General features: G+C 69.3%; 10 protein-coding genes. 6 read left to right on the top strand and 4 right to left on the bottom strand.

The window, feature by feature from the left end:
- Positions 1-79: 79 nt before the first annotated feature.
- Positions 80-2,887, bottom strand: coding sequence for a TonB-dependent receptor (locus AC1RSK_RS19620; protein ID WP_492909357.1), 2,808 nt, complete (start codon positions 2,885-2,887; stop codon positions 80-82).
- A 277-nt stretch (positions 2,888-3,164) separates the two neighbouring features.
- On the opposite strand from AC1RSK_RS19620, the gene AC1RSK_RS19615 reads away from it, so the two are divergent.
- Positions 3,165-4,508, top strand: a complete 1,344-nt coding sequence (locus tag AC1RSK_RS19615; RefSeq protein WP_492909356.1) for an MFS transporter — start codon at positions 3,165-3,167, stop codon at positions 4,506-4,508.
- Positions 4,508-6,343: a DUF8034 domain-containing protein gene (locus tag AC1RSK_RS19610; protein WP_492909355.1), complete on the top strand. Its 1,836-nt coding sequence runs from the start codon at positions 4,508-4,510 to the stop codon at positions 6,341-6,343. The genes AC1RSK_RS19615 and AC1RSK_RS19610 overlap by 1 nt, the downstream gene beginning before the upstream one ends.
- On the opposite strand, the gene AC1RSK_RS19605 is transcribed toward AC1RSK_RS19610, so the two are convergent.
- The 3 genes from AC1RSK_RS19605 to kdgD are packed head-to-tail and all read right to left on the bottom strand — an operon-like array spanning position 6,344 to position 9,812.
- Complete coding sequence (locus AC1RSK_RS19605) at positions 6,344-7,909, bottom strand: carboxylesterase/lipase family protein (protein ID WP_492909354.1); 1,566 nt, start codon at positions 7,907-7,909, stop codon at positions 6,344-6,346.
- Between the two features lie 11 nt (positions 7,910-7,920).
- A complete protein-coding gene (locus AC1RSK_RS19600; RefSeq protein ID WP_492909353.1) occupies positions 7,921-8,820 on the bottom strand; it encodes a LysR substrate-binding domain-containing protein in 900 nt (299 codons plus the stop codon).
- A gap of 56 nt (positions 8,821-8,876) precedes the next feature.
- A complete protein-coding gene (gene kdgD / locus AC1RSK_RS19595; protein WP_492909352.1) occupies positions 8,877-9,812 on the bottom strand; it encodes a 5-dehydro-4-deoxyglucarate dehydratase in 936 nt (311 codons plus the stop codon).
- A 253-nt stretch (positions 9,813-10,065) separates the two neighbouring features.
- Between kdgD and AC1RSK_RS19590 the strand changes: the two genes are divergently transcribed.
- The 4 genes from AC1RSK_RS19590 (at position 10,066) to AC1RSK_RS19575 (ending at position 15,962) form a co-directional block, all read left to right on the top strand.
- Positions 10,066-11,508 (top strand): aldehyde dehydrogenase family protein, encoded by a 1,443-nt coding sequence (locus AC1RSK_RS19590; protein ID WP_492909350.1) that lies wholly within the window; start codon positions 10,066-10,068, stop codon positions 11,506-11,508.
- Between the two features lie 67 nt (positions 11,509-11,575).
- Entirely contained in the window at positions 11,576-12,991 is a 1,416-nt protein-coding gene (gene uxaC / locus AC1RSK_RS19585) for a glucuronate isomerase (RefSeq protein ID WP_492909349.1), read from the top strand.
- Entirely contained in the window at positions 12,988-14,466 is a 1,479-nt protein-coding gene (locus tag AC1RSK_RS19580; protein WP_492909348.1) for a mannitol dehydrogenase family protein, read from the top strand. The genes uxaC and AC1RSK_RS19580 overlap by 4 nt, the downstream gene beginning before the upstream one ends.
- A complete protein-coding gene (locus tag AC1RSK_RS19575) occupies positions 14,463-15,962 on the top strand; it encodes a UxaA family hydrolase (RefSeq protein WP_492909347.1) in 1,500 nt (499 codons plus the stop codon). Before AC1RSK_RS19580 ends, AC1RSK_RS19575 begins: the two co-directional genes overlap by 4 nt.
- The last annotated feature ends 120 nt before the right edge of the window (positions 15,963-16,082 follow it).

Below are 16,082 nucleotides of genomic sequence, written 5' to 3'. Positions count from 1 at the left end.
CCTCGGCCGCAGGCGGACAAAAAAAGACGCCGCCCCGTGAGGGGCGGCGCCAGGAGCGGGCCAAGGGGGATGGGCCCGCTTAGAAGCTGTAGCGAACGCCGACGAAGAACTGCCGGCCGCTGTGGCTGCGCACGTTCAGGCGGTTGCTGTCGTCGACATACTGGTCGTTGAACTCGTCGGTCAGGTTGATGCCCTCGATGCTGACCTTCAGCTTCTCGGTGATGTTGTAGGAGGCCTGCATGTCGAAGTTGGTGGTCTCGTTGGTGCCGTGGAAGGCGTTGCCGTCGTTGCCCGGCACCTGGGTCAGGTAGCCCTCGCGGTAGGCCAGCGAGCCGCGGATGCTGAACTGCTCGGTCTCGTAGTAGAGGGTGAAGTTGGCGGCGTTCTTCGACAGCCCGACCAGGGTCTCGGTGATGGTCGGGGCGCCGGGAGTCGTCGAGGTCAGATACTCGATGTCGCTGTCGACGAAGGTGTAGTTGGCCTGGATGCCGAAATTCTCCATCCAGCCCGGCAGGAAGCTCAGCCGCTTCTGGACGTTGATCTCGAAGCCCTTCAGCTCGCCGCCGTCGGAGTTGACCGGCTGGCTGACTACGAACAGGTCGGTCGGCAGGGCGGTGGTGCCGTTGAGCAGCGAGTCGGGCAGGCCCAGCTGGTTGAACGGGATGTCCTGGCGCAGGGTCTGAACGAAGGTGTCGATGTTCTTGTAGAAGACGCCGATGGCGAACAGGGAGTCGCTGTCGGGATACCATTCCAGCGACAGGTCGAAGTTCTTCGACTGGGTGGGATCGATGAAGGGGTTGCCGCTGGTGAAGCTGCGGTTGGCGCCCTGGATCTGGACGTCGCCGCCGGGGGTCAGGGTGCTGATCGAGGGCCGGGCGATGGTCTTGGCCGCGGCGGCGCGCAGCACCAGGGTGTCGGTCAGCTCCAGGGCCACATTGGCCGAGGGCAGCCAGGTGTCGTACTCGCGGCTGGCCGAGACCAGCTCGATGGTGGCCCCGACGGCGGCGTAGCCGGTCGAGTACTGCTTGGTCTGGACGTAGCGCACGCCGGCGTCGCCGCGCAGCGGCAGGCCGAAGACGTCGAACTTGAACTCAGCCTGGACGTAGCCGCCGGTGTCCTTCTCGTCGACGGTGATGAACTGGCCCCGGGCCGAGGAGTTGTTGGTGCTGGTCAGGGCATAGATGCCGCAGTTGCAGTAGATGTCGTAGGCGGCGTTGAACTTCCTGATGTCGGGCGCCAGCCAGGACGTCGGGTTGCCGGACGGGGCGCCGAGGTTGCGGCCAAAGCCGCTGTAGACCCGCGACACCGCCGCCAGCTGGGCCGGCGTCAGGGTGTTCACCACCGTCTCGCTGGTGCGGTACTGGCCCTCGGAGTCGAACTGGAACCGGCGCCAGTCGATGCCGGCCTTGAGGGTCAGGTTGTCGTTGACGTCGAAGGCGGCATAGGCCTTGGCGGTGGTGAACTGGTTGGTCACCGCGTTCGGCCGCAGGCGGACTTCCGAGGTGCCGTTGTTCATCGACCAATTGGCCGGGTCGGTCGGGTCGAAGTTCAGGGTGATGCCCGGCAGGCGGCTGCGGAAGTCGTAGCCGTAGCCCTGGCTGTTGGCCCGGTCGAAGGTGATGATGGTCGAGATCGGATTGGTGAAGTCCGACTTCGAATAGCCGGTGACGAAGCCGCCGCGCAGCCGGTCGCTGAACTCGTGGGTGGCGGTGAAGGTGTACTGCTGGAACTCGGTCTCCAGCTCATCGTAGGCCGACTGGGTGCGCAGGTCGACGTTGTCGAACACGCCCTGGACCAGGTTGTGGTTGCCGTCGACGATGCCGCTGCGGATGATGGTCTGCGGCTTGCCCGAACCGCCGCGGCTGAAGCCGATGGCCTGGAACTGGGCCTCTTCGCGGGTGCTCTTCACATCCGAGTACAGCATGTCCAGGGTCAGGGTGGTGGCGTCGGTCGGCTTGAACTGCAGCGCGCCGGTGACGCCCAGGCGCTCGGAGTTGAAGTCGTAGCTGACGTAGCCCGGGATGCGCGGGTGGTAGATGGCCGTGGCGGTGTTGGTGTCGTTGATCTGGGCGATGGTGTAGCCCGGCAGGGTCGAGGCGGCGTTGAAGCCGCCGTTGGCGCCGCCGTAGGTCCAGCGGGTGATGTTGGCGCCTTCCTCGAGGATGTGGCGCTCTTCATAGGCGATCGAGACCAGGGCCCCGAAACGGCCGTCGAACCAGGTGTCGGAGGCCAGGAAGGTCAGGCGGGGGGTGATGTCCTCGGCCAGGTCGTTGTAGCTGGCCTGGGCGCCCAGGACGAGCGTCGGCTTGCGGTAGTCGAAGGGTCGGGCCGTCTGCAGGTCGACCGTGGCGCCCAGCGAGCCTTCCTCGACGTCGGCCGAGGCCGACTTGCGCACCGTCAGGCTGTTGAACAGCTCCGAGGCGAACATGTTGAAGTCGAAGCCGCGGGTGCGGTTGGTGCCACCGGAGTTGACCGTGCCGCCGGTGGTGGCGATGGCCTCCATGCCGTTGACGCGGACGCGGGTGTATTCGGAGCCGAGGCCCCGCACCGAGATCTGGCGGCCTTCGCCGTTGGCGCGGGTGATGGCGACGCCAGGGATGCGTTGCAGGGATTCGGCCAGGTTCAGGTCCGGGAAGTCGGCGATGTCCTCGGCCTTGATGACGTCGACGACGCCGCTCTCCTCGCGCTTGGCGACGATGGCGCTCTGCAGGCTGGCGCGATAGCCGGTGATGACAACTTCCTCGACCTCGCCCTCTTCGGCGGGCGGCGGCTCGGCGGCCGGGGCGGGACCTTGAGCGAAGGCCGCGCCGGCGCCCAGCGCCATCGACATGGCCAGCGCCGACACGCCGGTCTTCAGCGCAACTCGGATTCCCTGCGTGGAACGCATCAGTGTCTCTCCTCCCCTGGTCCACGTGACGTGGATCTCTGTTGGCGGACGGCTTTCGGCCGTCAGCGTCGCCATGAGTGTTAGTGGCGGGGATCGATGCGCTCCAATCCCAAGAGGGCATGAACCGATGCACAAAGCGAACTGATGCCCGGGCGGGCATCGATACCGATATTGGATCGGTCCATAGGGCCTTTGGCTTAGACGCCCGTCCGCCCCCTGCCTATCGTCGCGCTTAACAGGCGCCCCAGAAGCGCCTCCCAGGAAGACAGGAAACGCCATGACCGACAGCACCGTCGCGGCCGGGACAGGCCGCCGCTCCAGGGTCAGGCTGCTGATCCTGCTGCTGATCTTCCTGTTGACCACCATCAACTACGCCGACCGCTCGACCTTCTCGATCGCCGGCGACGCCGCCTCCAAGGACCTGGGGCTGAACCCGATCCAGATGGGCTATATCTTGTCGGCCTTCGCCTGGGCCTATGTCATCGGCCAGATCCCCGGCGGGGCCCTGCTGGACCGCTTCGGCACCAAGCTGATCTACACCCTCGCCATCGTCCTCTGGTCGCTGTTCACCCTGCTGCAGGGCTTCTCGGGCTTCCTGGCCGGCGGGGCCATCTTCATCGGCCTGTTCGCCATGCGCTTCATGGTCGGCTTAAGCGAAAGCCCCTCCTTCCCCGGCAACGCCCGGCTGGTCGCCGCCTGGTTCCCCGGTCCCGAGCGCGGCACCGCCTCGGCCATCTTCAACTCGGCGCAGTACTTCTCCCTGGTCGTCTTCGCCCCCCTGATGGGCTGGCTGGTCCACACCTTCGACTGGCATTCGGTGTTCTTCGTCATGGGGGGCCTGGGCATCCTCGCCGCCTTCGTGTTCTGGAAGCTGATCCACAGCCCGGTCGAGCACCCGATGATCAACCAGGCGGAGCTCGACTACATCGAGGCCGGCGGCGGGCTGATCCGCATGGAGGACAAGACGGTCACCACATCGGCCGCCTTCAGCTGGGCCAACGTCAAACAGGTGCTGGGCAGCCGCATGCTGCTGGGGGTCTTCATCGGCCAGTACGGCATCAATGTGCTGACCTACTTCTTCGTCACCTGGTTCCCGATCTACCTGGTCAAGGAGCGCGGGCTGTCGATCCTCGACGCCGGCTTCGCCGCCGCCGCCCCGGCCCTCTGCGGTTTCATCGGCGGGGTGCTGGGCGGGGTGATCTCCGACCAGCTCCTGAAGCGGACCGGGTCGCTGACCCTGGCCCGCAAGACGCCGCTGCTGCTGGGCATGATCCTGGCCTCGACCATCATCGCCTGCGTCTACATCCAGCAGGAGTGGCTGGTCATCGTGGTCATGGCCCTGGCCTTCTTCGGCAAGGGGGTGGCGTCGCTGGGCTGGGCGGTGATTTCCGACACCTCGCCGCGCGAGTTCGTCGGGGTGACCGGCGGCATCTTCAACACCTTCGGCAACACCGCCGGCATCGTCACCCCGATCGTCATCGGCTACATCGTCGCCGGCACCGGCTCGTTCGACGGGGCCCTGTGGTTCGTCGGCGTCCACTGCGCCCTGGTCATCGCCGCCTACTTCCTGATCACCGGCAAGATCGAGCGGCTGGCCCTCAAGGCCCCGGAACCGAAGTGATGCATCGCCGCGCCGTCCTGGCCGGCGCCTCGCTGGGCGTCCTGGCCTTCGCGGAGACAGCGCCGCCGACCGCCGCGCTGGAGGTGGTCACGCCGATGGCGCCGCCGACCTGGGCGGTGCTGCAACGCCAGCTGCTGGCCGCCAACGCCGAGGCCTGCGAGGCCTTCTATGCCCGCTATTTCGACTCCCGCGGCTACTTCCAGTGCTTCGAGCGCTGGGGCGCCAACGACGGCCCCGACGACGCCATCGAGAACGTCAACAACTGGCCGCTGCTGCACGCGCTGGGCGGCGCCGAACGCGTCAAGACGATGTACACCCAGGCCTGGGAAGGCCACCTGCGCCAGTTCGCCAAGGCCAGGACCACCGTCGTCGAGGTCGCCCGGAAGGGGATGTTCCGCAAGGACTTCAACGTCCAGCTCGACTGGCAGCACCACGCCGAGGAGCTGACCCTGTTCAACGTCCAGGGCCTGTCGGCCCCGGACGACGCCCGTTTCCAGCGCCGCGCCCGCACCTTCGCCGGCCTCTACATGGGCGAGGATCCGGCGGCGCCCAATTACGACCCGCAACACAAGGTCATCCGTAGTCTGATGAACGGCTCGCGCGGGCCGATGCTGCGCAAGGCCACCGCCGTCGACTGGGCGGGCGACCCCTTCGATCCCAAGCCCTTCTTCATGGAGCACGGCGAGGAGACCTACGAGCAGACCCTGCAGCACTACGAGGAATACACCGACGTCGTCGGCGACCATCCGCTCAACATGCTGTCCGCCACCCTGGCGCTGAACGCCTACATGACAGCCGGGGAGACGAAGTATCGCGACTGGCTGCTCGGCTACATCGACGCCTGGGCGGCCCGCGCCAGGGCCAACGACGACCTCATCCCCTCCAACGTCGGCCTCGACGGGGTGATCGGCTCGGCCGCCGACGGCAAGTGGTGGGGCGGGACCTATGGCTGGGGCTTCAGCCCGGTCAATCCGGTCACCGGCAAGCGCGAGGATCGCAGCCGGGTGCTGCGCACCATCCCCGCCTTCTTCAACGCCTATCTGCTGACCGGCGACGACAAGTATCTGCAGACCTGGCGCGCCCAGGCCGACCGCCTCAATGCCGAGAAGCGCACTGTCGGCGGCAAGGTGCAGACCCCGACCATGTACGGCCCAGACGGCTGGTACGGCTGGAAGGACGGCCTGCATCAGACCAATGCGCTGGATATCTGGTGGTTCTCGATGCGCGAGGCCGATCGCCGCCGTGCGCCGGACCATCCCTGGGTCGGCTACCTCGAGGGCCGCGACCCGGCCTGGCCCGAGAAGGCCCTGGCCGCCGACCTCGCCCGCGTCTCCGACCGCGCCAAGGCCCAGCGCGACGACAAGACCACGCCCGCCACCCGGCTGGCCGATGGTGTGCTCGACATCAACCCGGCCAGCGTCACCGCCCTGATGCAGCAGACCATGGGCGCCCTGCACATCGGCCGCCCGTCCTGGTCGCCCAGCTCGCCGCACCTCGGCGGCTCGCCCCTCTACGCCCGCCTGCGCTACTTCGACCCCGTCGCCCGCCGCGCCGGCCTGCCGCCCGACACCGCCGCTCTTGTCGATCGCCTGACCGCCACCGAGACGGCCGTCACCCTGGTCAACCTCAGCCCGACCAAGGCCCGCACCCTGGTCATCCAGGGCGGCGGCTATGGCGAGCATCGGATCAAGTCGGTGGCCATCGGCGAGGCGGTTCAGCCGGTCAACGCCGCGACCTTCACGCTGCGGCTGGCACCCGGATCCGGCGCGCGGCTGGTGCTGACCATGGACCGCTACGTCAACCAGCCGACCCTCAAGTTCCCCTGGTCGCGCTGATCAGGTGCCCTGCTTGAGGAAGGGGGCGGTCTGGAACAGCCGCCGCTCGTCGGCGCGCGGATCGTTCTCGATGTGGCTGTCGATGTCGAAGATCATCGTCGCCCGTTCCGGCAGGGTGTAGCGGCCCCAGGCCGGGATGGCCGCGCAGTTGGGATCGCCGGTCTTCGCAAAGGCCAGGAAGACCTCGCTCATGGCGCCCGCCACCTTCTGAGCGTCCGGTCCCACGCCGGTCTTCGAGGTTGGCTGGGCGCAGTTATCGAAGGCCAGGGCGATGTCGAAGCTGTGGTAGGCGCGCAGCTTCGGATCGACCGGCGAGCCGAAGTCCAACTGGTACATCCAGGTCGGGCCGCCCAGCTTGGCCCGTTCCTCGGCCTGGATCAGATGGCCCGGCCGTGACCGGCCGCAGGTGGCGGCGGCGAAGAAGACGTCGACCGGCGACATGGCCGGGAAGCGCTTGCGGTACCAGTCGACGACGTATTGCGCGTTGACGTCGACCACCAGCTCCGGGGCCAGTTTGGCCGCCACCGTGTCCCAGGTCAGTTCGAAGTTGCGCGCATCCCCGGCCAGGAAGGCCCGCGCCTCGTCATGGGTGTTGCCGATGATCATCGGGATGTGGCCGCTCTCGCGCGGCGCGTCGGGCACGAAGGGATGCCGGGGCAGGGTGTCATGGTCCATCACCGACCAGAAGTAGATGTCGCCCTTCTCGAGCGGATCGGCCATCGCCAGCGCCTCGACCAGCCGCCCGGCCGGCAGGGTCGCCAGCTCGGCGGCCCGCTCCGGGGTCAGGCCCAGGTGACCCAGGAACCGGCGCATGCGCAGCTCGGCGTGCTGCGGCCCCATGGCGGTGACGTGCTGGCCGCTCATGGTGATGACCCGGTGGTAGAGGCCGGCCGCCCTGGGCATGGCCATCAGGGTGACCAGCTTGGCCCCGCCGCCCGACTGTCCGAAGACGGTGACATTGCCGGGATCGCCGCCGAAGCCGGCGATGTTGTCGCGCACCCACTCCAGGGCCAGGATCAGGTCAAGATTGCCGACGCTGCCGGAGGCCGCGAAGTCGCCGCCCAGCAGCTGTCCCAGACCGTTGTAGCCGAAGACATTCAGGCGGTGGTTCAGCGTCACCACCACCACATCCCCGCGCCGGCACAGCGCCACGCCGTCGTACAGCGGGTTGGAGCCGGAGCCGTTGGCGTGCGCCCCGCCGTGGACATAGACCATCACCGACCGTTTGCCGCCGTCGGCCAGGGCAGGGGTCCAGACATTGAGGAACAGGCAGTCCTCGCTCTGGTCGGCTTCCTGGCTCTTCTGCGGCGAGGCATGGCCGTAGGCCGTGGCCTCGGCCACGCCGGACCACCGCTCCGGCGCCACGGCCGGGCGGAACCGCCGGGGGGCGGTGTCGGCCCCGTAGCGCACGCCCTTGAAGACCTTGACGCCCTGGTCGAGATAGCCGCGCACCTTGCCGTGCCGGGTGCTGGCCACCGGGGCCGGGCTCGCCGCCCAGACGCCGCCCGCCGTCATCGCCAAAGCCCCGCCAGCAAGCGCGCAGATCGTTCGGCGGCTGGGGTCCATGGCGGTCGTCCTTACGGCTGCCCGTCCTCCGCCTGCGCCTCGATCAGCGCCAGCAGGGGTTTGAGGCTGGGGTTGTCGTTGTCGCGTCGCCAGGCGACGAACAGCTCCACCGGCTGGGCCGGGGTGATGTCGAGGGGCCGGAACTCGACGTCCTCGAAATGCAGCCGCATGGCCGCCGCCGGCACAACGGCGGCGCCGATGCGGGCGTGGACCAGGGCCAGCATCGAATGGATCTGGCTCATGTGCTGCACATACTGCGGCGAGACGCCGGCCGCGTCGAACAGGCCGGTCAGCATGCCGTAGAAGTATCCGGCCCCCTCCGGCGCATACATGACCATCGGTTTGGCGTGGAAGTCGCTCAGTTCCAGCACCGCCTTGGCCAGGCGCGGGTCGCCCGAGGGCAGGGCGGCGACCAGCGGCTCGGTCATCACCCGGATCTTGTCGAACTCCGGCCGGTTCAGCGGCGGCCGGATCAGGCCCAGATCGATGCGGCCGGTCAGCAGGGCCTCGATCTGCTCGCCGGTGACCATCTCGCGCAGGGCGAGATCCACGTTGGGCAGGCGGCTGCGGCCGATCTCGACCAGCCGGGGCAGGAAGCTGTAGCCCGAGGCGGCAGTGAAGCCGATCGCCACCCGCCCGGCGTCGCCGCTGGCGATGCGGCGCGTGGCCAGGGCGGCGGTCTCGGCCAGCCGCATGATCCGCCGCGCCTCGATCAGGAAGGCGCGCCCCGCCGGCGTCAGCCGCACCGAGCGGCTGGTGCGGTCGAGCAGCAGCACGCCGAGGATCCGCTCCAAGAGCTGCACCTGACGGCTCAGCGGCGGCTGGGTCATGTTCAGCCGCTGCGCCGCCCGGCCGAAATGCAGCTCCTCGGCGACGGCGACGAAACAGCGGAGCTGGCTGAGTTCAAACATGATCGGTCCTCTGTCGGACCTGCGAGCCTAGGCGTTTCGCCCAGGACGGGACAGGCTCAGCCGTTCACCGCCCGCTTGGCCGGGGCCGGTTCGACCCGGGCGATCAGGGCTTTCAGCTCGTCCAGTTCGCCGGCCGTCAGGTCGGTCAGCGGCGTGCGCACCGGCCCGGCGCTGCGGCCGATGGCGGTCATCCCGGCCTTGACGATGGAGACGGCGTAGCCCTTGCCCCGGTTGCGCAGAGCCACATAGGGCAGCACGAAATCCCGCAGGCCGGCCATGATGGTCGCATGATCGCGGGCCCGCACCGCCCGGTAGAAGCTCAGCGCGAAGTCCGGCACGAAGTTGAAGATGGCCGAGGAATAGGTGGTGACGCCCATCTCCAGATAGGCCGGGGCGAAGGTTTCGGCAGTCGGCAGGCCGCCGATATAGGTCAGCCGGTCGCCCATCCGGGCATAGACCTGCATCATCAGCTCGATGTCGCCGACCCCATCCTTGAAGCCGACGAGGTTGGGGTTGCGATCGCAGAGCTTCTCCAGGGTGTCGGCGTTCAGCACCGCGTTGTCGCGATTGTAGACGATGACGCCGAGCCTGGTCGCCTTGCACACCGCTTCGATATGGCCGGCCAGTCCCTCCTGGCCCGGAACCATCAGGAAGGGCGGCAGCAGCAGGATGCCGTCGGCCCCCGCCGCTTCCGCCGACTGCGCCATCTCCACGGCGATGGCGGTGCCATAGCCGGCCCCGGCGATGACCGGGGTCTTGCCGGCCGTCTCGGCGACGGCCGCCTTCACCACCGCCGCCACCTCCGGCAGCTTCAGGGAGAAGAACTCGCCGGTGCCGCCGGCCGCGAACAGGCCGGCCAGGTCATGCCGCAGCATCCAGGCGCAGTGGTCGCGGTATGGCCCTTCAGCGAACTGCTCGTCCGTATCGAAATGGGTGACCGGGAAGGACAGCAGGCCGCCGCCAAGGGTGGCGGCCATTTCCGCGGGCGTCATTCTGGACATGCATCTTCCCTGTCGTCTGCCGTCGGCGCGGCTCATGCGGCGCACTCACTGTCGCCTTCGTCCAAAAGCTATCGGGGCGTTCGTTGCTGGTCCAAGCCAATGCGGCTATCGACTGATGCTGCTTTTGGCTTGATCCAATCGGGCGTGATCGATGCTGATCTGCTCTTGATCCATGCCGCCTTGGACATTCGCCGCGCCCCCGCGAGGCGCTAGAGGCATTCGGAGGAAACCCGGAACACGCGCCATGACCGACACGCTTGAACTCTCCCACTGGATCGGCGGGGAGAAGGTCGGCGGCGATCGCGTGGCTGAGAGTCTCAACCCCTCCGACACCCGCGACGTCGTCGCCCGCACGCCCATGGGCGGCGCGGTCGAGGTCGACCAGGCCGTGGCCGCCGCCCGCGCCGCCTTCCCCGGCTGGGCCGACGCCTCGCCGGAGCTGCGCTCCGACGTGCTCGACCGGGCTGGGACCCTCATCATGGAGCGCCGCGAGCAGATCGGCCGGCTGCTGTCGCGCGAGGAGGGCAAGACCCTGCCCGAGGGCATCGGCGAGACCGTGCGGGCGGGCCGTATCCTGAAGTATTTCGCCGGCGAGGCCCTGCGTCTGCACGGCCAGAACCTGGCCTCGGTCCGCCCCGGCGTCGAGATCCAGACCTACCGCCAGCCGGTCGGCGTCTTTGGCCTGATCACGCCGTGGAACTTCCCGATCGCCATTCCCGCCTGGAAGATCGCCCCGGCCATCGCCTTCGGCAACTGCGTGGTCATCAAGGCCGCCGGGCCGACACCGGCCACGGCCGAGGCCCTGGTCGCCATCCTGCATGAGGCCGGACTGCCGGCGGGCGTGGTCAATCTGGTGATCGGCAACGGCATGGTCGGCCGAAGCCTCGTGGCCCATCCCGAGGTCGACGGGATCAGCTTCACCGGCTCGCAAGGCGTCGGGGCCGGTGTCGCCGAAGCGGCGGTCCAGCGTCAGGCGCGGGTGCAGCTGGAGATGGGCGGCAAGAATCCGCTGATCGTGCTGGACGACGCCGATCTCGACCGCGCCGTGGCCATCGCCCTGGACGGCTCCTTCTTCGCGACCGGCCAGCGCTGCACCGCCTCCAGCCGGCTGATCGTGCAGGACGGCATCCACGACCGCTTCGTCGCCGCCCTGGCCGAGAAGGTCCGCGCGTTACGGGTCGGCGACGCCCTCGATCCAAACACCCAGATGGGTCCCGCCGTCAGCGAGGCCCAGCGCGAGACCTCCTACCGCTACATCGACATCGCCCGCCAGGCCGGCGGCCGCGTCATCGCCGGCGGCGACCGCCTGACCCTGGAAAAGCCCGGCTGGTACGTGGCGCCGACCCTGATCGCCGACACCGATCCGGCCGCCCGCATCAACACCGAGGAGGTGTTCGGCCCTGTCGCCTCGACCATCCGCGTCGCCAGCTATGAGGAAGCTCTGGCCGTGGCCAACGGCGTCGAGTTCGGCCTCTCGGCCGGCATCGTCACCCAGTCCCTGAAGCACGCCCGCCATTTCCAGAAATACGCCCGGGCCGGCATGACCATGGTCAACCTGGCCACCGCCGGCGTCGACTACCACGTGCCCTTCGGCGGCACGAAGTCGTCCAGCTATGGCCCGCGCGAGCAGGGTTTCGCCGCCGTCGAGTTCTACACCCAGGTCAAGACCAGCTACTCTGCGTCGTGAGCCGGGTCCGGTTTGCCAAGAAATGTCACCGGTGTCATATGCCGGGCAGCCACCAAGAGCCGTATCGATGAGCCAGCCGCTTCGCCTCCATCCCGATCGCCTGTTCCCGGTCGACGCCGACACCCGCGCGGTCGCCCGGCGGCTCTATGCGGAGGTCAAGGGGCTGCCGATCATCAGCCCGCACGGCCATACCGATCCGGAATGGTTCGCCACCAACGCGCCGTTCGCCAACCCGGCCGAACTGTTGATCACCCCGGACCACTATGTGTTCCGCATGCTGTTCAGCCAGGGCGCCAGCCTGGAAAGCCTGGGCGTGCCGCGCGCCGACGGCGGGGCGGTGGAAGCCGATCCCCGGGCCATCTGGCGGCGGTTCGCGCAGAACTACCATCTGTTCCGGGGCACGCCGTCGCGCATGTGGCACGACTGGGTCTACGCCGAGGTGTTCGGCATCGATGTGCGGCTGTCGGCAGAAACAGCAGATCGTTACTTCGACATCATCGACGCGGCCCTGAAGACCGACGCCTTCCGGCCCCGCGCCCTGTTCGAGCGGGCCAACATCGAGGTGCTGACCACCACCGAGTCGCCGATCGACGACCTCAAGCATCACAAGGCGATCCAGGCCTCCGGCTGGAAGGGCCGGGTGCTGACCGCCTACCGGCCGGACCCGGTGCTTGACCCGGACTACGAGGGCTTCCTCGGCAACCTGCAGATCCTCGCCGAACAGACCGGCCGCGATACGGCGACCTGGGCCGGCTACCTCGACGCCCTGCGCGACAGGCGGGCCTATTTCGCGGCGATGGGCGCGACCTCGACCGACCACGGCCACCCGACCGCCTTCACCGCCGATCTTTCGAAGGCCGACGCTGAGGCCCTGTTCGCCCGCGTCACGTCCGGCCCGGCCAGCGCCGCCGACGCCGAGCTGTTCCGTGGCCAGATGCTGACCGAGATGGCGGCCATGAGCCTGGAGGACGGGCTGGTCATGCAGCTGCACCCAGGCTCGTTCCGCAACCACAACGCCGTGGTCTTCGAGCGCTTCGGCCGCGACAAGGGCGCCGATATCCCCACACGGACCGACTATGTGCGGGCGCTGAAACCCCTGCTCGACCGCTTCGGCTCCGACCCGCGCCTGACCCTGATCCTCTTCACCCTCGACGAGACCAGCTACGCCAGGGAGCTGGCTCCGTTGGCCGGCCACTACCCGGCCCTGAAGCTGGGCCCCAGCTGGTGGTTCCACGACAGCCCGGAGGGCATGCGCCGGTTCCGCGAGCAGGTCACCGAGACGGCCGGCTTCTACAACACCGTCGGCTTCAACGACGACACCCGCGCCTTCCTGTCGATCCCGGCCCGGCACGATGTCGCCCGCCGCATGGACTGCGGCTTTCTCGCGAAGCTGGTGGTCGAACACCGGATCGAGGAGGACGAGGCCCATGAGGTGGCCCGCGCCCTGACCTACGACCTGGTCAAGGCGGCCTACAAACTGTGACACGCCTCAGCGCCCGCACGCTGGCCGACTTGCCGGCGGATGTGGCGCGGCCGGCCTATGACCGCGCCAAGGTGCGGACCGGCGTCGTCCATCTCGGCATCGGCGCCTTCCACCGGGCCCACCAGGCGGTGGTGTTCGACGACGCCCTCAGCGCCAGCGATTTGCGCTGGGGCGTGCTCGGCGCCTCGCTGCGCTCACCGGCGGTGGCGGGGCAGCTGAACCCACAGGACGGCCTCTACACCCTGGTCGTCCGCGACGGCGCCGACGAGCGCCTGCGGGTCATCGGGGCGGGGCAGGGGGTGCTGGTCGCGCCGGATGACCCCGCCGCCCTGGTCGCGGCCATGGCCGACCCGCACGTCCACATCGTCACCCTGACCGTGACCGAGAAGGGCTACCGCCTCGACCCTGCGACCGGCGCGCTGCAACTGAACGACCCCGACGTCGCCGCCGACCTCGCCGACCTCTCGGCGCCCCGCACTGCGCCGGGCTTCATCGTGGCCGCCCTGCGCGCCCGCCGGGCGGCGGGCCTGGCGCCCTTCACCGTCATCAGCTGCGACAACCTCCCCCACAACGGCGCGCGAATCCGCGAGGCGGTGCTGGCCATGGCCCGGCGGGTCGATCCGCCGCTGGCCGACTGGATCGAGACGCACGGCGCCTTTCCCCAGACGATGATCGACCGCATCGTCCCGGCCACCACGCCGGACGACATCGCCCGCCTCGCCGCCCGCCTCGGCGTGGAGGACCAGGGCATGGTCAAGGCCGAGCCCTTCACTCAGTGGGTCATCGAGGACCGCTTCGCCGGCCTCCGGCCGGACTTCGCCGCCCTCGGCGTGCAGCTGACGGGCGCCGTCGCCCCCTGGGAGGACGCCAAGCTGCGCCTGCTCAACGGCGCCCATTCGGCCATCGCCTACCTCGGCGCCCTGTCGGGCCATGAGCACGTCCACGAGGCCCTCGCCGTCCCCGCCTTCGCGGCCTACGTCGAGGCCCTGTGGGACGAGGCGCAGGAGACGCTGAATCCGCCGCCCGGCCTCGACCTCGCCGCCTATCGCCGCGACCTGATGGCCCGCTTCCGCAACGCCGCCCTGATGCACCGCACTCGCCAGATCGCCATGGACGGCTCCCAGAAGCTGCCCCAGCGCCTGCTGGCCGGCGCGGCCGAGCGGTTGGCGCGGGGGCAGGGCGTCGCCGCCATGGCCCTGGGCGTCGCCGCCTGGATGCGCTGGCAGTCCGGCGTCACCGAGGCCGGCGAAGCCGTCGTCGTCGACGACCCCCTGGCCGGCCGCACCGCCCAACTGCTGGCCCTGGCCGACACCGACGAGGCCAGGGTCGCGGCCCTGCTCACCCTCGCCGCCGTCTTTCCACCGGCCCTGTCCGGCGATCCCCGCTTTGTGGCGGCGGTCACCGGCGCCTATCTATCCCTGAGCCGGCACGGGGCCGTCGACGCGGCCCGGCGCCTGGCGGAGGCCGTCCGATGAGCCGTGTCCTGATCCTCAACCCCACCGACGACGTCGCCATCGCGCTGGACGACATCACCGCCGGCGAGACCCCCGAACGCCTCGACGCCCCGGCCCGCGCCGACATCGCCGCCGGCCACAAGATCGCCCGCCGCGCCGTGCCGGCCGGCGAGGTGGTCCGCCGCTACGGCCAGGTCATCGGCCGGGCCAGCCTCGCCATCGCCGCCGGCGACCATGTCCACGTCCACAACCTGGCCATGACCGACGATGGCCGCGAGGCCGAGGTCGGCGTCGACGCCGTCCCGCCGGCCTACAGGACCGGGGCGACCTTCCAGGGCATCGTCCGCGCCGACGGCCGGGTCGGCACCCGCAACTACATCGGCGTGCTGACCAGCGTGAACTGCTCGGCCACCGTCGCCCGCCGCATCGCCGACGCCTTCCCGGATACGAGCCTGCCGCCGGGCGTCGACGGCGTCGTCGCCTTCACCCACCAGGGCGGCTGCGGCGGCTCCTCCCTGAGCGCCGACATCGCCGTCCTGCAGCGGACTCTGGCCGGCTACGCCCATCACCCCAACTTCGCCTCGGTGCTCATCGTCGGCCTCGGCTGCGAGGCCAACCAGATCCCCGCCTGGCTGGAGCGGGAGGGCCTAGTCGCCGGCCCGCATCTGCGCACCCTGACCATCCAGGAGGCCGGCGGCACCGCCCGCGCCATCGAGGCCGGTGTCGCCATCGTCCGCGAGCTGGTCGACGAAGCCGCCGCCATCCAGCGCCAGCCCGTCCCGGCCTCCCACCTGACCGTCGGCCTGCAGTGCGGCGGCTCGGACGGCTGGTCGGGCGTCACCGCCAACCCGGCGCTCGGCGTCGCCGTCGACCTGCTGGTCGCCCAGGGCGGCTCGGCCATGCTGTCGGAAACGCCGGAGATCTGGGGCGCCGAACACCTGCTGCTGCGCCGCGCCGCTTCACAGGGTGTCGCCGACCGGCTGAACGCCCGGCTGGCCTGGTGGCGCGACTACGCCGAGCGTCACCAGATGGAACTCAACAACAACCCCTCGCCCGGCAACCTCAAGGGCGGCCTGACGACCATCCTCGAGAAGTCGCTCGGCGCCGTCGCCAAATCGGGCTCGACGCCGCTCAACGACGTCATCGGCTATGCCGAGCCGCTGACCACCAAGGGTCTCAGCTTCATGGACAGCCCCGGCTACGACCCCTGCTCGGCCACCGGCCAGATCGCCTCGGGCGCCAACCTGATCGTCTTCACCACCGGCCGCGGCTCGGTGTTCGGGGCCAAGCCGGCCCCGTCGATCAAGGTCGCCTCGAATGCCAAGCTGGCCAGCTGGATGGACGAGGACATGGACGTCGACGCTTCGCCGGTGTTGGCGGGCGTGCCGATGGTGGAGGTCGGCCGGCTGATCTTCGAACGTATGCTGGCCGTGGCCTCCGGCGAGCCGTCCAAATCGGAGGCGCTGGGCATCGGCGACCACGAGTTCGTCCCCTGGCAGGTCGGCGGTTACCTCTGAGGCCAGCGACACTCCACGGCCACCGCGCCCCGCCGCCACCCCCGCTACCGTCATCCTAGGGCTTGTTGTTCAGCCCGGGGACATAGCGGACACCTGTTCGGGGACATGGCTGACACTTTG

It is taken from the genome of Caulobacter sp. GW821-FHT11A05 (assembly GCF_058809015.1).
This window is presented reverse-complemented; position numbering and strand designations above follow the sequence as displayed.